This window comes from Sphingobium sp. WTD-1 (assembly GCF_030128825.1).
Classification (GTDB): Bacteria; Pseudomonadota; Alphaproteobacteria; order Sphingomonadales; family Sphingomonadaceae; genus Sphingobium.
The window spans coordinates 512,637-528,950 of the sequence record NZ_CP119127.1 but is presented as its reverse complement, the minus strand read 5'-3'; the positions used below and the strand labels follow the sequence as shown (position 1 = coordinate 528,950).

Below are 16,314 nucleotides of genomic sequence, written 5' to 3'. Positions count from 1 at the left end.
CGGATGATGCAGCTAGCATGCGCGTCTTGGGCCGATATGAACTGTACCATCGTTTAAGGGCGCGCGCCGCCGTCGCAACTGCTCCCGCCGATTGGTCTGCGCAGCTTATTCACTGGAACCAGATCCCTAGGCGGCTCGTAAATTGCCCTGTCGCCTCAGGAGGCAATCCGGACAATGTCCATCATTTCATTCAGCAAGGAGCGAACATGGCAGAGCGTCTCACCATGCAGGACCCGCGCGCGCAATATCCCAGGCCGCCATTTCCAGAGCAGCCGCAACCGGCGCCCGGCATCGCAGCAAGCATGGATCCAAAGCCGGATCATGGCGAGGACAGCTATGTCGGTTCAGGAAAGCTCAAGGGCCGCAGGGCGCTCGTTACCGGAGGCGATAGCGGCATCGGCCGGGCTGCGGCCATTGCCTTTGCGCGAGAAGGCGCCGATGTCGCCATCTCCTATCTTCCAAGTGAAGAAGCTGACGCAAAGGCAGTGGTCGCCCTGATCGAGGCCGAAGGGCGCACGGCCGTGGCGCTACCGGGCGACATCACCGATGAGAGCTGGTGCCGCAAACTTGTCGATGAAACGCTCTCTGGCCTCGGCGGCCTCGACATCCTCGTCATCAATGCTGGTCATCAGCAATATCGCGATGATGTGACAGCCGTGAGCTCGGAAGATTTCGACCGTACGCTCAAGACCAATCTCTATGCCATGCATTGGATCACGCAGGCGGCGGTTCCTCATCTACCTGCCGGCGCATCCGTGATCACCACCGCCTCGGTGCAGGCCTATGAGCCGTCGGCCATTCTTCTGGACTATGCCACGACCAAAGCCGGCATCGTCGCCTATACCAAGGCGCTCGCAAAGCAGCTGATCGAGAAGGGCATCCGCGCCAATGTGGTGGCGCCCGGTCCATTCTGGACCGTGCTGCAGCCCAGCGGGGGGCAGCCGCAGGAAAAGGTCAGAAAGTTCGGCGAGCAGAGCCAGTTCGGTCGTCCTGGCCAGCCAGTCGAGATTGCGCCCGTTTATGTGCTGCTTGCCTCGCAGGAGGGCAGTTATATCACCGGCGAAGTCTATGGTGTGACGGGAGGCGCCGGTATCGCGTGATGCAAATAACGGCCCCGCGGCACTGTGGGGCCGTTGTCACTGTCGATGTCGGGGGTGGTCCGAGGGACCGAATTGCCCTGAGTGCTGGCCAAACCGGGGCGGTCGGCAACCGACCAGAAGCAGTCATGTCCCCGCTTCCGCGAGCGGGAGGAAAATGGGAGCCACCCCTCGCTGCAATCACGCTCGGGTTTAGCTGCGAGACTTTTTGGGCAACTTATCTGGGAATTCGCCCGCTGTCGCGGCACCGCTCGGACCTCTGTCCGGACGATCACTGGTCGGATCCGGGGCGTCGGGTTCTTCGATGTCTGTGGTCCGTATGGCAGGGCTTCCCAGCCCTTCCCCAGCGATCGTTGCGCTACCATCTCCCGGCGAGACCTTCTGGGCGGCCTTCCGGTTGGTGCGCTCGCCAGCGCCGGTGTCCTCTGGGCCGTCGGTAGTTTTAGGTGTCGTGGGCATCATCGATATCCTTTTTCGCGTCATCGTCGAAGCAAACAAAGCGCGCGCGCAATTGGTTTCACGATCGAGGCGACACTGATCTCCGACCGTCCGCTCCCGACCCTCGATCGCTGTTTGCCGGGGCGCCCGGCGGCGGCCCCGGACAGCGGTCGGTCCACATCTAGGCGGGAACGCTGCCCGGCGCGAACCAATCGGACCGTTCGATGCCGCCGCTTTTTACCCTGCCAGGATGAAGGCCGGGCCTCATCCCAGACCAGCGCCTTTCCTAGCGGCAGCTGCGAGTGCCGGGGCCCTGGCCTCAAATATGGCCGTCTGCACCTGGCCGGTCCGCTCACTGATCGCAGCCACGAGCCTGTCGCGATCATTAGTGTAGATGGTGGCGGACAGCTTTGCTCGGGAGATCCCTACATAGAAGGACTTCTGATCGACCAGGTTGGTCGCTCTGCTGTCGGCATGGATGATGACATGGTCGGCGGTCCTGCCCTGCGCCGCAAAGGCGGTATCGACATAGGCATGGGCAATATGCCGGTCGCGGGCGGAATCGAGATGGAGCGTTTCGATCTTCCCTCGTCCGGTCTGGACCGTGGCGGTGCGCGTCTCTTGATCAACCGCAAGGACTTGCGCACGGGCGCCATTCACCCGACCCGTCTCGCGGTCATTGCGGGTGAACCGGATCGTATCGCCGGCCTTGAGGTCGATCGGTTGGGCCAAGAAAGCCTGAGCATGACCTGCCCCCCATTGCCGCAGGCGCCAGTCCACTGCGCGCCCATCCTCGGCCCTGAGTGTGATAGCAGCCTTGAGCGGATCGATGCTTTCGACGCGATAGGCTTCTCCACGCGCCACCCCCTTATCGGCATAGTCACGAGTGAAGCTGACGACGTCGCCCTTGTCGTAACTCAGCGGAGCGCGTGCATCGGCTCGGGTGAGCCCCTTGTTGGCGAGGCTTTCCACGGCAACTGCGGGACCGGTCAATATCTCCGATCGAGCGAGGGCGGCGCGAATGTCTGCGGTCAGCGCATCGCGCCCTTCGCGCGACGGCTCGATGATGAGGGTGCGGGCACGTCCTGTCTTGTCGAGCGCGGCATATCGCTGGGCGATGGCAGCAAAGCGCTCATTCCGATCCGCGTTTTCTATGACCTGCCCGCCACCTCGATCCAGCGCTGCCATGGCTTTTCTGGCATCCCCATCGATCGACGCCAGCACCGCTTCCTTGGTGGCACCATTGGTCTGTCGCACAATCTCGGCCAGCCTGGCGGTCTCCATGCCAGCGTCCTGCAATTGGGCAAAGGCCGCGCCCGCCTCGACTGAACCCAACTGCTTTACATCCCCGACAAGCAGGATGCGGGCATCATGCTTGGCTGCAAGCTCGAACAGTCGCGCCATGTCGTGAGCCGACAACAGGGATGCCTCGTCAACGATCCACGCGGCAGGTCGACCAATATCGCTACGCTGCGGTGATAACAGGTGTCGGGCCACGGTATCGCCATTTGTGCCCAGCGCCTGCCCAAGCACCATCGCCGCTGATGCGGTGGGCGCAAGTGCGGTGATCGACACGCCTCGCGCCGCAGCCGCACAGGCAAAGGTCGCCAGTACAGTCGTGGTCTTGGCCGTGCCGGCATAGCCCTGCAGAGCCGTGATCCGGTTGCAACTGTTCAGGAGCTGCTGGGTGGCAGAGCGCTGATCGGGGTTCCAGCCGAAACCTGCGCGCTCGGCCTGCGCTGCAGCGTTGGCAACCGCCTTTGCGGCCGCAAGTGGGGATGCGATCGGGGCAAGTCCCCCACGCCCGTCCGCCTCGATCCGCAGCATCCTGGCTTCGGTCTCGACATTCTGCCGGGTGGTGAACCCGGAAAATTCGGCGCCGCGCCGGTCGATATAGACACGCTCCAGCAAATCCCCCGTCTTCGTGGCCAAATCGATTGCGGCCCCGATCTGCTCGTAGCCGATCCGGCCCAGCCCGATCCGTCCAGCCTCCTGCCTCAAGGCGGCCTCGGAAAATAGCGACTGCCGCTCTCCCAGACTGGCGGCAGCATGGACGACAGCGCGGGCTGCGCCATTCTCGCCCTCAAACGCCATCCTCGCGCGATGAGAAGGATCGGCCATTCTGGCCTGAGCCTCTCTCACCATCATAGACCTCACTTCTGCCCCAAAGCCGGTCTTGGCGGCCCTCTCCCGCCATTGCGCAACAAGTCCCGCCTGGTCAGCGACGACCTTGGCCTCGCGCGTGTCGAGCGCGGCAATCTGCTTCTCCAGAGCGCTGGCGGCATCACGCGATGTTCCCCTTTCGACAAGCGCTGCCTCGATCTCGGCACTTCGGGTGCTGAACGCGTCAATGACACCGGCTGGCACATCCCTGATCTCGAACATGGACTCCTTGCCGGCATCGATCTCATAGCCGAGCTCTCGCGCCTTCAAGGCCAGTTCCTGTCGATAGATGGCTCCAATCTGCTTTTGCAGCTGGTAGAGCGCGCGCGGTTCAAGGCTGCGCCAGCCACCATCTTCACCCTGCGTGGCGTTCATGATGACATTGTGGGTATGAAGCTGCGGGTCGTGGGCACGGCTGGTGCCATGCTGGAAGCTGGCAATGACCAGATTGCCGGTCGCCTCGCGCGCAACGGTCCCGCCATCGCGTACACGGGTCGCGGCCATATGCCGTTCGACATGCGCCATCGCGATTTTCACGGCATAACCATGAGCGTCAATCAAGCGCCGGTCGCCTGCCACCTGGGCCATGATCGACACCGACTTGGGGGCGCTCAAGGTCACGTCCCAGCCGGGACGGTGGTGAAGCGCGCCATCCCGAAAGGCGCCGAGCTGCAGATCGCCGATCCTGCCGTCCAGCAAGGCACGGAACTGGTCGCGGTCCACCTCCCCGCACAGACCCAGCGCTTCGGCGCCCTGGCCCTGCCAATGGGAGGGCGACAAACCGCCCTCGGCATAATAGTCATCGGCCTCATAATAGCTGCTCGCCTGCGCCGAGCTGGTCAATGCCGATACCGATGCCACCATCACACTGGCCCTTCGCTCTCGGGCTGGGTGGAAAGCGGTGACGACGCTGCTGGAGACGGCGGTGCCGGAGATATCGGGGACGCTGGCGCAGCCTTGCCCCAGAGCATGGTCGCCGGATCGGCTTCAATAAGCCGCGGCTGGCGTGGGGGGCCGCGCCGCGCGACATGATCGGCGGTCAGCCGGATTTTGGCTACTGGCAATCCGTCGGGCAGCAGCAAATAGCCATCATGCCGCGCAAGGCGCAGTTCGCTCTCGAAGACGGCCGGACGGACTTCTCGCCGCTTGCCCAGGCTGATTTGGTGGCCCTCATCACCGTCTCCCAGAATGTCGGCCTTGGTCCGCATTTCCATCTCGCATTCGCCGATGGTCTGGCTGGCCCATTTCCTCGTTTCGCTGTCGATGCTTTGCAGGAACAGCTTGCTGTTACAGCAGCCCAGCATGGCCTCGGCGATGTGCGGGCCGTAGCGGTTCTGCATCTGCCCCAGCGCCTGGAAGGTCAATATCACCGCCGCACCAAATTTGCGGCCCTCGGGCAGCAGCCGCGCCAGATTGTCGACGCGGGGCAGGTCGGCCAGTTCATCCAGCACGAACCAGATGCGCCGCGTATCGGAAGGGGGCAGGCCCAGCACGGCGCTTGCCGCACATTCCAGCCAACAGGCGAGCAAGGGTTTGGACGCTTCGAAATAGTCCTCCTTTCTCGGCACGAATATCCAGGGCCGCGCGCCGGAATGCCGATCGAGCCCATTGAAGAAGGTGCGAAAGGCAAAGGGGCTGTCCTTGGCGTCCTCGGCGCGCAGGAACTGGACAAGGTCCGCCGCCTTGGCGAGCATGAACAGGACGCTGCCCGTTGCCCGGTCGGCATCGTCGGCAAAGGTACGGGCCGATGAACTGGTGGCGAGCCATTGCTTGAGATCATCCTTGGTCCGGTTTTTCAGGGCATGAAGCAGGTCGGTCAGAGTGCCATTCTTCTCTCGCCACAAAGCCCTGATCATGTTGGCGACAAGGATGCGGCTGGTGTCGAGCCACACGTCGCTCTCATGTTTCCCGGTTTCGGTGATCAACTGGTGGGCGATACGGTCGGCATCGGCGGGATGGGCGATCTCGGCGAACGGCGACCAGAAGGCGCAGCGCGCATCGAACGGATTGAGGATGATATCGCCGCGCGCCGGGTCGTAATAATGTGCGATGAACTCGCCGCTTGTGTCATAGACCAGCGCAGCTTCGCCACGCGCCTCAATACCGTCGAGCAATTGCCGCAAGGCCGTGGTCTTGCCGCTCCCGGTTGTGCCGATCATGGCCATGTGACGGGTTTCGAGGCGGGTGGGAATCGGTACCTTTCCGATCGAGAGGGTGCGGGCATCGGCCTGCCTGCCGGTCATCCTGGCGAGTTTCTTCTCGTCCGCCACCTTCGTTCCGCCGGTCCAGCGATCGGCCAGCAGGCGCTCGCGTCGCCGCGCCATCGCATGACGCAAGGCGATCAGCGCAACGAGCCAGCCAGCAAAGCCCAGCATGCTGCCGCCTTTGATGCAGGACCAGAGAAGATCCACTTGGTGACGGAAATAGGGGTGGGCGATGATCTGGCGGGCTGATCGTCCTTCCTCGATATGGTCGGCATAATGGACATCGATTCCCGTGTCCGCCTCCCAGGCCGACACGGCCAAGAGTTTGGTCCTGGCCCAATAATAGGTGCCCGTGGCCAGCATGCTGTCCTTGTTCAGCAAGATGCTGGGCAAGGACAGTCCGCCGATGGCTATAGAGGCCAGCATCACCAAGGCCTGCCGCTTGAGGCGCGCGCCCTCGATACCGAGATGATGCTTGCGCAGGGCATCTGCATGGTCGCGGCGATCGTCTCGCCGGGTCATGAACGATGTTCCTGCGCGAGCCGCCGCTGCCGATCATAGGCGGCATGGATCTCCTGGGTGAGGACTTCGTCGCTCTTGCCTGCGCCGCTCGCCGCGCTGCGGGCGTAGCAATAGGCTGCGCAGGCGGTGAACAGCGTGCGGTTCAGCATATGCTCGACGTCGACGATATGCGTGCCGACCGCTGCAAGTTCGGTCACGATCTCGCGGGTGTCGATCGCGCTGCCTGTTCCCTGGACGAGGGCGGTCAGCCCCTGGTCCACGACCCGGGCGAGCATGGCATATTCGCTCAAGCCGCGCTGCCGGGCGAACCCGGCAAGGATGCGATGCTGGGCTGGAGAGAGCCGAACGGTTTGGGCCCGAGCGCTCATCGCACTACCTGTGACGAGATGCTATTCGCCATCGCAAGGAAAGGCGCAATTGCGCCATGTCCGCGCCGTTGCCTTTGGCGAGATGCTATCGGCATCCCGTCAACCCCGCAGAAATGCGCGATGCACCCGTGCGTGAGGTGTGTATCAAAATTACTGGCTCGATGCGGAGCATCGCAGCCCTGCAACCTTGCCCGATGGGCGCCCCAATCAACGCTCGCCAGTATGACCGGCTTCGACCATGCGGCGCTCCGACCGGCAAGTGCGACATGGGCGGTAGGACGATGGTTCATCGCGCCGAGCCAGTAGAGTGCCGTACGAAGATCGTCGGCAGCGCATCCACAAAGCCACCCTCACCAGGCGAATGAGCGGTGAGCGCGGAACCAGCAGCAGCGCCATTGCCCGGCGGCTTCATCGCGGCGATCCTGCCACAGAAGAGGCGGGATGCGCGCCAGTCGGTCGGCATAGGGACAACCATATTGCGGGCATCAGCCTCGCGCCTTCCGGTGACACGAGCGACATAGGTGATGGTCTCGGCGGGCAGGGCACGGGCATATTTGCGGTAGGCGTCGACGCGCCCCGGCCCGGCATTATAGGCCGCCAGAGCAAGGCGAAGATCCCCATAGCGGTCGATCATTTCGCGCAGATAGGCAGCCCCTGCCAATATGTTGGCCCTGGGCTCATAGGGAGAGCTACCCAGATGGTGGCGTCTGCTCAGATAAGACCAGGTTGCAGGCATGATCTGCATCAATCCCATGGCGCCGGCATGCGATATCGCGCGCAGATCGCCTGCACTCTCTGCCGCCATGACGCTGCGGATCAGGTCCTCGGGAAGCGCGAAGCGATACGCGGCTTCGGCGATGATCAGGCCATGCTCCTGGGCGCGTGACGGCGCTGCGATGACACAGCCTAGGAGGCCGGCCAGCAGAAAACAGGGCAGGCGACGGCGCATGATTGCGGATCTGGCAGTCATGGCTACGCCTCCCTTGGGCGCGGCAGACTGCGCGACCAGAGCAAGGCATGGTCAGCGGGATTGCGATCCGATCGCATCAGATTTGCCCGCAACGGACGCGCAAAGGACGGGCAATCGAGCAGAAGGGCGATGAAAGGCCCGGCCTTGTCGCTGGTGCGCGTCCAGCCGCAGCCTACGTCGATCCGCGCATCCCCGCGCGCAAGGACGACATGCCAGTCCGGTGCTGTCGCGCGTATCTTCTGCTCGGCGGGCAGGATCCGGATATCGAGATCGAGCCCCAATGTCTGGAGCCGGCCGGCATATCCGCCGATCACCTTGCGAAATTTACCGATATGCATGGATCGCCTCCTTGTCGGCATGGACTGTCGCATTGTCGTGCCAGCGCCAGGGCGCATCCGGCGCAACGCGCGTGAGGATGGGCGTCACGGTCCCGATCATCGTCTGATCGGAAAGCGGCCCGAAATAGCGGCTGTCGAAACTGTCGGCTGGCGCATTGAGGAGGAACAGTTCGCCCCGCTCGAGCGTGCGGCAGCCGCTCCAGCCCGGCAGCGCGCGCCCTTCCCGATCCTGCGCAAGAGCGACCGCGCGCGCGACCCCATTGATACTGATGATGGCGCCTGCGCGGCAGACACGGGCGCCGGTCGTGGCGGCGACCCGTTTGATCAGCGGCGTGTTTTCGCCTAGATAGCGACGCCGGACCATGAAGGCGCAGAGCCCTGGCGGCGGCATGACGGCGACGAAGATACCGCGCCGCGGGCGTGCGCCGACATGGACACGATAAAGCCCGACGGGCGCGCTCGCACTGCTGTTCCAGAGCAGGCGCGCACGCGGATTGATGGCAGCAATCGCGGCAAAGGCGATGGCGAACCCCGCAGCCGCGCTCAGCGTCGCGCGCCGATAGAAAGCGCGGTTCATAGCCCGAGCGCCTGTCGCTTGCGCCAGGCGGCATGGCGCTCGACCGTGTATGCGCGTGGCGGCTCGCCCGCGGCAATCCGGTTGGCGACATGGCTCCAATGTTCGGGCGCGACCGTACAGGGATCGATGCCGGCCGCTTCGATGGCGTCGATCGTCTCGAGCACCCAACGGACCTTGGGCCACCCTTCGATGCTGAGCCAGATTTGCGCGCCCGGTCGCACGAACGGTAGCGTCGAACAGGCCTCGCCCGGCATCATGGTGCGCATGATGTCGATGCGCGATCGGATCGTGCCATAGTCGCTCGCAGACCAGCGAACGAAGGCGACTGGGCTGCCGGGAGGGAAGCGCAAGATGCGCGTGCGGCGCGACAGGATCGTCTCGTCCACTGCCTTGCCGAAGCGGATCCAGTGTTCGAGGCGCTTCTCGATCCAGATAAGTTCAATGTCGGTGTCGTGCGTCCTGGCAGCCATGGCTGTGCCTGACCCGGCGCGGTCCCGTGCTGGTGTCATCTTGCGCCTCCCTTACGGCCGGGGGATGCGATCGGCGCGCACGCGGCGCGCGGCGTTAGCAGGAATCTGAAAGATTCCTTTCTATTAGCATGGTTAGAGGAAGCGGGATTTCGGCCGCGATGACAGGGGTTTACCGCCGGTCTCGGTTCCCGATAGGACGAGGATCGGGTTCCTGATAGGACGAGCCTGCCGGTTCCCGATAGGACGAGCCGGACCGCGCTCATCGCAACGGCCTCGGGCGGCTCCGGCGCAGCGCACGTTCATAGCTGCTGAGCGCGACCGGCGCGAAACTCAGCCTGTCCCGATCGATGAGAAGGCTATAGCCGGGCAGTGGCTGACGGCGGACGATGTCCCGCAATTCAAAGGCGAAGCGCTTGTAGGGCGAGAGGACGCCCGACTTTCTGTGCAGATGGGCGAGGTCGAAACTCCAGCCACCTGCCTGCCGCCCGCCATGTTTGCGCACGATCCGGTAGAGCCAGCGTTCCAGGCCGCCGGTCAGGCGGAAATAGGCCGGATCGATGGTGAGGATGAGCGCGCGATCGAGCACGCCGGCATAGAACCAGTCGGGCAGGATCAGTTCGATGCCGAGTGGCCGGCCCTTGCCATCGAGCCGCTCCTGCCACTCGTTGATCCAGGAGAAGCGATGTCGGCGGCGTTCATGCTGCTGCCGGATCGAGGTGGCGACGCTGGTCGCCTGCAATCGATCGAGCGCGGCTTTCAACCGATCATAATTGTCGCGGCCGGTCCCGCGTCCGATATAGGTCAGTATCTCGAACGGCGTGGTCGCCATGAGCCGGGAGGTCGGGCGGCCGGCGTCGCGGGCCTCGACCAGCTGGCTCGCGGCCCAGATCAGTATGTCGGCGTCCCAGATGGTCGCCATGCCATGTTCATGGACGGCCTCTACCGATATCCAGGTCTGGCCCATTTCAAAGGCGATCGGCACGGTACGCGGCGACTTGGCGAGGCTGAAAAAGGGCCAGGCCATCAGATCCTGGGCGTCGCGCGGCGCGATGTTGCCGGGGATGGACCGGAACAGTTCGAGCTGGGCCCGATCGGGCTCGTCCCGGAGCGTGAGGGAGCGGTTGCGGGCCATCGGCTCAGCGCCGGACCGGACCGTCGAACCTGCGGGCGGGCAGGCAGACACCCGAACCAGGGTCGGAGGTCGAGCGCCGCAGGCCGAGCGCGGCCCAGCTGTCGAGCGCGTCAATCGTATAGACGACGCGCCCGCCCAGCTTGTGAAAAGCCGGGCCGGTGCCATAGCAGCGATGCTTTTCGAGGGTTCGCGGGCTGAGACCCAGATGCAGGGCAGCGTCGGGTGTCCTGAGATATTGCAGCGAGGACAAGGCGCGATTGGCGCTCATGATCATTCTCCATCGAAGGGTGGGACAGGGATCGAAGATCAGCGGTCCGTCCGGCGGAGAGTGGCGAAGTGCATCCGGCATGGTGGAGCGGCTATTTGGGGCGCTGGACTTTTGTCGCACCGCGCAGCCCCGGCGTTCAGGGACGCAGGAGCCTGCGATAGCCGCCTTCCATCAATGCCCGGGCCTCGTCGATGAGGCGCTGGGTGCGGCGACGCTGGGAGGAGGATTTCCATTCGCTGCCCTGCCCCACCTGCAGGCGCGCATAGACATGGCGGCGCGCGATTTCATATGTGGTCAGCGCGGCGCCGTTGCGGGTGCCGGCAGCGTCCAGGATATCGAGCAGCATGGAGAGGCGCTGGCGCTGAAATGGCGTCGGGCAAAGGCCAGGCGGCGCTCGGCCGGCGCGAGCACCCGTCATGCGCTGTTCGAAGCGGCGCACCATGGCCTGACGAAGCACGAGCGCGTCGTCCCGGATGACCAGATAGGCGAGCGATCTGTCGGCCGGGCCGGGGCGCAGCCACAGGCGATGCAGACCGCTGCCGTCCGCCAGGACCATGTGGCGCCCGTCTTCGAGCACTCGATCGACGAGAATGCCCGGCCAATCCGCGAAATCGGGCAGAGCAAGACCCGTGCCGACGAACGGGGCGGTGTCGAGGATGAGGACGGCAGGCACCTCCTCGGGATGCCAGAGCGCGGGCTGCGTGCCGGCGAAGATGTCGGGGTCACAGGGGAAAGCTCAGGCCCCACCGCCGGGCCATCACCTCCCGCGCCGGCGGCGCGTGCCCAGCTGGCAGGATGGCCAGCGCTCGATGTTCGGCGCGGTAACGCGGATTGCGGCGGAGAAATTCCTGCGCGAAGCCGGGCAGATCGAGCAGCTGGCGCGCTGCCGCCTGTGTGCCATCGATGCCTGCTGCCTCTGCCATGGCAGAAGACTGGCGTGGCGGCGAACGGCCAGCCATTCCAACAACAGGGGGCCGCTATCCCCGCAAATGGGGACGGTTCGCCCCCTTTTTGGGGAGCGAACCGGCCTCCATTCAATCCTTGCCGCGGCGGGTCGGGCGGTTCCAGACCAGGTCATGGTCGCCATTCTCGCCCTCGAAGAGCTGCGCGAAGATCGGAGCGGTGAAGCTGGGATCATCGAGCTTGATGGAGATATAGGGGCGATCCTCGTTGCGGGTCTTGACCCAGCCAGCGCCGACCTCGGCCTCGCCGGCATAGACGCGGTGGGTGGGCGCATGCTCGCTGGTTGCCGCCTGCTCGACGATGCGGACCGACCTGGCCTGCAGCGCGAGGGTGATGATCTGGCCCCGATATTCGCCCGCCACCTTCTTGAAGCTGCCGATCTTCGACATGATGCATTCCTTCCTGTTACTCGTGCCGCGCCATTGCGGCCTCGATGCGCATGAGGGGCAGCAACAGGCAGGCGCTGCAGCCGCAGGCCCGCAGCGCAAGCGGAGGAGGGTGTCGCAGCCGTTTCTTGGCGCGCGAGGAGCGGCGCGCAGCGCCGCGGGGAAGAAACTGCGAGCGGCACCGTTGCGGTAAGCCCGCCAGCCGCAGGCGATGTTGCTGCAGATGCGCCAGGAAAGAGGCCCATGGTGCGGCATGACCAGGGCACGGACATGCGCGACGATCGGCAATAACCGAGGGGCGCGGATCGGGGACGCAAGGCCCGAAGCTATGGACGATGCGCGCCGTCGCTCGATCAGGCGAACGCCGGTCCTGATGTCGCTTTGCCGCCGGTGCCGGCCCTCAACCCAAGTGCCGGGCCGCAGATATCCCGATGAGGGTCCCGGCAAACATGCTCGCCATGACGGCGGCGCCCTCGGGCATCAATAACAGGCAGATGGCCATGGTCCCCTGATAGCCTGCGATCCCGGCTGGAAGGACGAAGAGGAAGATGACGGTCCGCCGGACGGCGGGCGCGTGGCAGTGCGCGCATAGCCAGGGCGCGGTGCGCGCGAGCGCGATGCCGACCGATAGTGCGAGCAGGGTCGAGAAGAGGAGGCCGTGGCCAAAGTCGTTCAGCCAAAAGGCGGTGACGACCGCGATGCCGACCGGCAAGGCGTTGATCGAGAGGGCCAGAAGCAGGCGACAGGCCTGGAGGCAGGCGACGAAAGCGAGGACAAGCAGCAAAATGGTCATCAGCGTCCATCCTTGACGGAATGAGGGACGCGCTTTCCACCACCACCACAGCGCAAATCTGCCGGGCAAATATAGGCCATCGGGCAGGTCAGGTGAATCACAATCCGCCGCCGATCGCCGGTCAGTGATCCCGGTCCGCTTGGGGCGGACCGGGATCGGCCGGTCAGGCCGGTGCATTCCAGATGATGACCTTGCGCATCGGATCGTCGCCCGGCGCATTGGCGATATTGCCATAGATGGTCCCGAATTCCGGAGCCGAGAGCACGACCGAGACATATTCGGCGCCGGTCGACTGAGCGAACTTCTTCCAGCCAGCACCGAGCTCGAAGCCGTTCTTGCGGCTGATGATGCGGTAATCGGGCTCCGTCTCCTTCGATTTGCGGAGATTGGGTACGACGAGGATGGGGGCGCTGATGGTCAGGGTGGCGAGCGTGCCTTCGAGGTTGTCGCCCTTGACGATGAGGTTCGCGACGATGGTAGCCATGATGAAATCTCCTTGTCTGTCCGGGATCATTCCCGACGTCCCAGCCCAGGGAGTGGCTGATTGCCGACGTCACGGATGGCGATGGCATCCGGGAACCCCCTTGCGGGGTTGACGGCATGAGGCAGTCACGCCGCTCCAAGGCGAGGATGAGGAAGAATGAGGCCGGGCAGACAGATGGCTTCAGGCCTGACGTCGTCATGCGCCGGGTCAGGATCGACGCCCCTCCGGCACAATCCTCATAGCCCATCGGAACAGCTGAGAGCGCCTGGTTCGCCGATCGGGACAGAAGGATCGGCTTATCGGCACCAATGGCGGCAAGATGCGTTTGCGGGCTATCTGATGTTGGGAGACGAGGATATGCCTGCAACCTCCAAGGCGCAGCAAAAGGCTGCCGGTGCCGCTCTTGCCGCCAAGCGCGGCGACCAACCCAAATCGAAGTTGCGCGGCGCTTCGAAGCAAATGGAAGATTCGATGACCGAGAAGCAGCTCGAGGAATTTGCGAGCACCAAACGCAAGAAATTGCCCGCGAGGAAAAGCTGACATTGGCCGGTACCGACAGCCAGGCGCTGATCATAGCCTGTCCGATGTGCGCGGTTCTCAACCGCGTGCCATCGTCAAAATTGGGTGCGGGAGGAAAATGCGGCAAGTGCGGTAGCGATCTGTTTGCGGCCGCACCGGTGGAACTCGACGCCAGGAATTTCGATGCGCACGCCTTGCGGGCCGACATTCCGATGCTGGTGGATTTCTGGGCGGACTGGTGCGGACCCTGCAGGCAGATGGCGCCTGCCTTTGCTGCGGCCGCCCCGCAACTCGAGCCCTGGCTGCGGCTGGGCAAGCTCGATACGCAGGCCGATCAGGCGATCGCGGCGCGCTATGCTATCCGGACGATCCCGACGATGTTGATCTTGAAGAAGGGCAAGGAGATTGCCCGACAATCCGGTGCGATGCCGGTGCAGGCAATTGTCCAATGGGCACGGCAGGCGCTGCGATCAGGCTGACAAGCGCGGTCGGTCGGGAAGCAGGAGCTAAGGGCCGCTCCGGCCATGAAAAAGCCCCCGCCAGACATGCTGGCGGGGGCCCCTGGTAGCCTACGCAATGAAGGCGATGTCGCTATGTCATGGCCTCATTCGTAGACAGGATATACGCCCCGTGCGAAGGCAGCGTTCCATCAGTCCTTGTCGAGCGCCTTGGCGCTTGAAAGATGCTTCTCGACGACCGGCGCTATCTCGCCCGCTGCCTGCTTGAGGGAGGCGACGGTCCCGTCCGCTGCATATTTGCGCATCAGGTCGAGGGCATCTTCATGGGCATCGACCTGGCCGTCGATATATTCCTTGTCGAACGCAGCGCCCTTGAGCGCCTTCAGCTCCGCCAGATCTTCCGCCTGGTCCTTGGTCAGTGTCGCATTTGGCGTAATCGCGGGACTGGCCGCCTTGGCCGCGGCCTTGATCTTCGCGGTCGATTCCGTGTGGGCTGCGACCATCATCCCGGCAAATTCCTTCACCTGGGGAGACTGGGCATTCGTCGTCGCCAGTTTGCCGGCTTCTATCTCGAAGGCATCGCTTTTGGCGGCCGCGTCCGCAAATTCCTGGCCGGTTGGCGTCGTCGTGAGAGCCTGCTGCGCATTGTCGATTGCGTTGCCGGTGGAATTGAGAGCGTTCGAAACGGCCGCACCGGTATCGTTCAAGGCGTTATCGGCCTTTTGTTCGGCTTTCGGACTGCAAGCGCCAAGCGCAAGGGCCGCTATCGGCGCGACACTCATCCACAGATGATTTCTCATGACATCCTCCTCTTTGGGTGTTGCCCGAACGCCCGACGAGCGACCGCCGTTCCTCTGAGCGCGGCAATGAAAAAGCCGTGCTTGAAAATGCCGGAAAATGGATCGGGTCATCGCTCCAGCGAAGAGGACAGAAGCGGAAGTGGAAAGGCGACCATGCCACTCATCAGGGCGTCATGAGATGAAAGCCCGCCCGGCATGCGCCGGGCGGGCAGTAGCAGGCTGGAAGCCTCGGGTCGCTGATCAGCAGATACAGGCTTGCATGTGAGTCGCCTTGTATGGATCGGACAAGGTCGTCCGATTGCCGTCAGGGAATTATGATCTTTCATGCTCACCTGTGGTGAGGCCGCTTTGGATCGGCGACCCATCAGGAACTCGCCTGTCCGGGATCGATTGATGCGCTGATAGAGGCAATGGCGAAGGCGTCCCGCTCATGAAGATTTTCACCATCGGCTATGAGGGGGCAACCCAGGGACAGCTGATCGAGGCGCTCAGCGCAGCGGGCGTTGAAGTCCTGGCCGATGTGCGGGCGGTTCCACTCTCGCGCCGCCCGGGATTTTCGAAGAATATCCTTGCAGCCGGACTGCGCGAGGCGGGGATCGACTATGTCGGCTTCAAGGCGCTTGGCACCCCGCCGACAGGTCGCGAAGCGGCGCGCAAGGGGCAGCATGCGCGCCTGGCGGAAATCTATGCGGGTCAGCTCGACCTGCCCGAGGCGATTGTTCAGTCAGCGCAACTGGTCGAACTGGCTGCGGCGCGCCCCACCGCGCTGCTCTGCTTCGAGCGCAATCCTGCGGGCTGCCATCGATCCCTGCTGCTTGATGCCGTCCTGCCAGACGCTGATCGGGTTGATCTCTATCCAGGCTGATGGCGGCATTTGGCAACGAATCGGTGCGGGAGCCGGATTCTCGTCGGTGGGAGAGTTCAGACCTGTCGGCGGCAAGGGAGGATGGCGGGCGGGCTGCTTTCCCCTTCACCATGATCTTGTCCGATGTCGGGAACCCAAGCGGCCGGGCGGCCTTATAGCGGCATGCGCACCCCATCATCCCTGTCCCTGACATTCGATTGCTGGAGCCTCGGGCTTGAGGCTTGCTCCGTCATTGGCATGCGGCTCCCTCGGCTCATGGCCGGCAATGCGGCGGCCATGGCTGAAGCGCAATTGATGGTCAGGGAGAAAGTGGAGGCAGCAGCGCTGCTGCAATGGAAGTTCATGACCGGAAGCCTTGGCAGCTCGCCGCCTGCCATGATGACCGCGTCAGTCACCCATTATCGCAAGGCAGTCCGCAGGAATCGGCGGCGATTGGCGCGGCCCGGCAAATAGGGAGAGAGGCGCAGGATTGTTTCGCAATCAGCATATTCCTCGCTCG

20 protein-coding genes are annotated in these 16,314 nt (G+C 63.9%); 5 read left to right on the top strand and 15 right to left on the bottom strand.

The window, feature by feature from the left end:
• Positions 1-206: 206 nt before the first annotated feature.
• Positions 207-1,100 carry an SDR family oxidoreductase gene (locus N6H05_RS02780; RefSeq protein WP_284114151.1) on the top strand — a complete coding sequence of 298 codons (894 nt, stop codon included), beginning with the start codon at positions 207-209 and terminating at the stop codon, positions 1,098-1,100.
• Positions 1,101-1,799: 699 nt separating this feature from the next.
• Here N6H05_RS02780 and mobF read toward each other — a convergent pair.
• The 14 genes from mobF to N6H05_RS02710 form a co-directional block, all read right to left on the bottom strand.
• Positions 1,800-4,562, bottom strand: a complete 2,763-nt coding sequence (gene mobF / locus N6H05_RS02775) for a MobF family relaxase (RefSeq protein ID WP_284112614.1) — start codon at positions 4,560-4,562, stop codon at positions 1,800-1,802.
• Positions 4,562-6,424 carry a type IV secretion system DNA-binding domain-containing protein gene (locus tag N6H05_RS02770; RefSeq protein ID WP_284112613.1) on the bottom strand — a complete coding sequence of 621 codons (1,863 nt, stop codon included), beginning with the start codon at positions 6,422-6,424 and terminating at the stop codon, positions 4,562-4,564. Before N6H05_RS02770 ends, mobF begins: the two co-directional genes overlap by 1 nt.
• Positions 6,421-6,792, bottom strand: coding sequence for a hypothetical protein (locus N6H05_RS02765; protein WP_284112612.1), 372 nt, complete (start codon positions 6,790-6,792; stop codon positions 6,421-6,423). Before N6H05_RS02765 ends, N6H05_RS02770 begins: the two co-directional genes overlap by 4 nt.
• A gap of 286 nt (positions 6,793-7,078) precedes the next feature.
• On the bottom strand, positions 7,079-7,762 hold the full coding sequence (locus N6H05_RS02760; protein ID WP_063141859.1) for a lytic transglycosylase domain-containing protein: 684 nt from the start codon (positions 7,760-7,762) through the stop codon (positions 7,079-7,081).
• Positions 7,763-7,764: 2 nt separating this feature from the next.
• On the bottom strand, positions 7,765-8,100 hold the full coding sequence (locus tag N6H05_RS02755; RefSeq protein ID WP_185706350.1) for a DUF736 domain-containing protein: 336 nt from the start codon (positions 8,098-8,100) through the stop codon (positions 7,765-7,767).
• On the bottom strand, positions 8,087-8,677 hold the full coding sequence (locus N6H05_RS02750; RefSeq protein ID WP_284112611.1) for a S26 family signal peptidase: 591 nt from the start codon (positions 8,675-8,677) through the stop codon (positions 8,087-8,089). The genes N6H05_RS02755 and N6H05_RS02750 overlap by 14 nt, the downstream gene beginning before the upstream one ends.
• Entirely contained in the window at positions 8,674-9,186 is a 513-nt protein-coding gene (locus tag N6H05_RS02745) for a DUF2840 domain-containing protein (protein WP_284112610.1), read from the bottom strand. The genes N6H05_RS02750 and N6H05_RS02745 overlap by 4 nt, the downstream gene beginning before the upstream one ends.
• Before the next feature lie 220 nt (positions 9,187-9,406).
• Positions 9,407-10,279 carry a replication initiator protein A gene (locus N6H05_RS02740; RefSeq protein ID WP_284112609.1) on the bottom strand — a complete coding sequence of 291 codons (873 nt, stop codon included), beginning with the start codon at positions 10,277-10,279 and terminating at the stop codon, positions 9,407-9,409.
• Between the two features lie 4 nt (positions 10,280-10,283).
• A complete protein-coding gene (locus N6H05_RS02735; RefSeq protein ID WP_284112608.1) occupies positions 10,284-10,547 on the bottom strand; it encodes a helix-turn-helix transcriptional regulator in 264 nt (87 codons plus the stop codon).
• Between the two features lie 136 nt (positions 10,548-10,683).
• Positions 10,684-11,220 (bottom strand): DUF2285 domain-containing protein, encoded by a 537-nt coding sequence (locus N6H05_RS02730; protein ID WP_279606689.1) that lies wholly within the window; start codon positions 11,218-11,220, stop codon positions 10,684-10,686.
• A gap of 49 nt (positions 11,221-11,269) precedes the next feature.
• The gene (locus tag N6H05_RS02725; protein ID WP_185706343.1) at positions 11,270-11,470 is read right to left on the bottom strand and encodes a transcriptional regulator domain-containing protein; all 201 of its coding nucleotides are present in this window, start codon (positions 11,468-11,470) and stop codon (positions 11,270-11,272) included.
• A gap of 111 nt (positions 11,471-11,581) precedes the next feature.
• Positions 11,582-11,899, bottom strand: coding sequence for a DUF736 domain-containing protein (locus N6H05_RS02720; RefSeq protein ID WP_185706341.1), 318 nt, complete (start codon positions 11,897-11,899; stop codon positions 11,582-11,584).
• A 397-nt stretch (positions 11,900-12,296) separates the two neighbouring features.
• Positions 12,297-12,689, bottom strand: coding sequence for a hypothetical protein (locus tag N6H05_RS02715; protein WP_284112607.1), 393 nt, complete (start codon positions 12,687-12,689; stop codon positions 12,297-12,299).
• 163 nt (positions 12,690-12,852) lie between these two features.
• Complete coding sequence (locus N6H05_RS02710) at positions 12,853-13,173, bottom strand: DUF736 domain-containing protein (protein WP_037509555.1); 321 nt, start codon at positions 13,171-13,173, stop codon at positions 12,853-12,855.
• Positions 13,174-13,530: 357 nt separating this feature from the next.
• Between N6H05_RS02710 and N6H05_RS02705 the strand changes: the two genes are divergently transcribed.
• The gene (locus tag N6H05_RS02705) at positions 13,531-13,713 is read left to right on the top strand and encodes a DUF3008 family protein (RefSeq protein WP_284114149.1); all 183 of its coding nucleotides are present in this window, start codon (positions 13,531-13,533) and stop codon (positions 13,711-13,713) included.
• A 2-nt stretch (positions 13,714-13,715) separates the two neighbouring features.
• Positions 13,716-14,171, top strand: coding sequence for a thioredoxin TrxC (trxC, locus tag N6H05_RS02700; RefSeq protein WP_284112606.1), 456 nt, complete (start codon positions 13,716-13,718; stop codon positions 14,169-14,171).
• A 170-nt stretch (positions 14,172-14,341) separates the two neighbouring features.
• Here trxC and N6H05_RS02695 read toward each other — a convergent pair whose 3' ends face one another.
• Positions 14,342-14,950 (bottom strand): DUF4142 domain-containing protein, encoded by a 609-nt coding sequence (locus N6H05_RS02695; protein ID WP_284112605.1) that lies wholly within the window; start codon positions 14,948-14,950, stop codon positions 14,342-14,344.
• Between the two features lie 430 nt (positions 14,951-15,380).
• On the opposite strand from N6H05_RS02695, the gene N6H05_RS02690 reads away from it, so the two are divergent.
• Positions 15,381-15,815: a DUF488 domain-containing protein gene (locus N6H05_RS02690; protein ID WP_284112604.1), complete on the top strand. Its 435-nt coding sequence runs from the start codon at positions 15,381-15,383 to the stop codon at positions 15,813-15,815.
• A gap of 255 nt (positions 15,816-16,070) precedes the next feature.
• Positions 16,071-16,268 carry a hypothetical protein gene (locus tag N6H05_RS02685; RefSeq protein WP_230588572.1) on the top strand — a complete coding sequence of 66 codons (198 nt, stop codon included), beginning with the start codon at positions 16,071-16,073 and terminating at the stop codon, positions 16,266-16,268.
• Positions 16,269-16,314 lie beyond the last annotated feature (46 nt).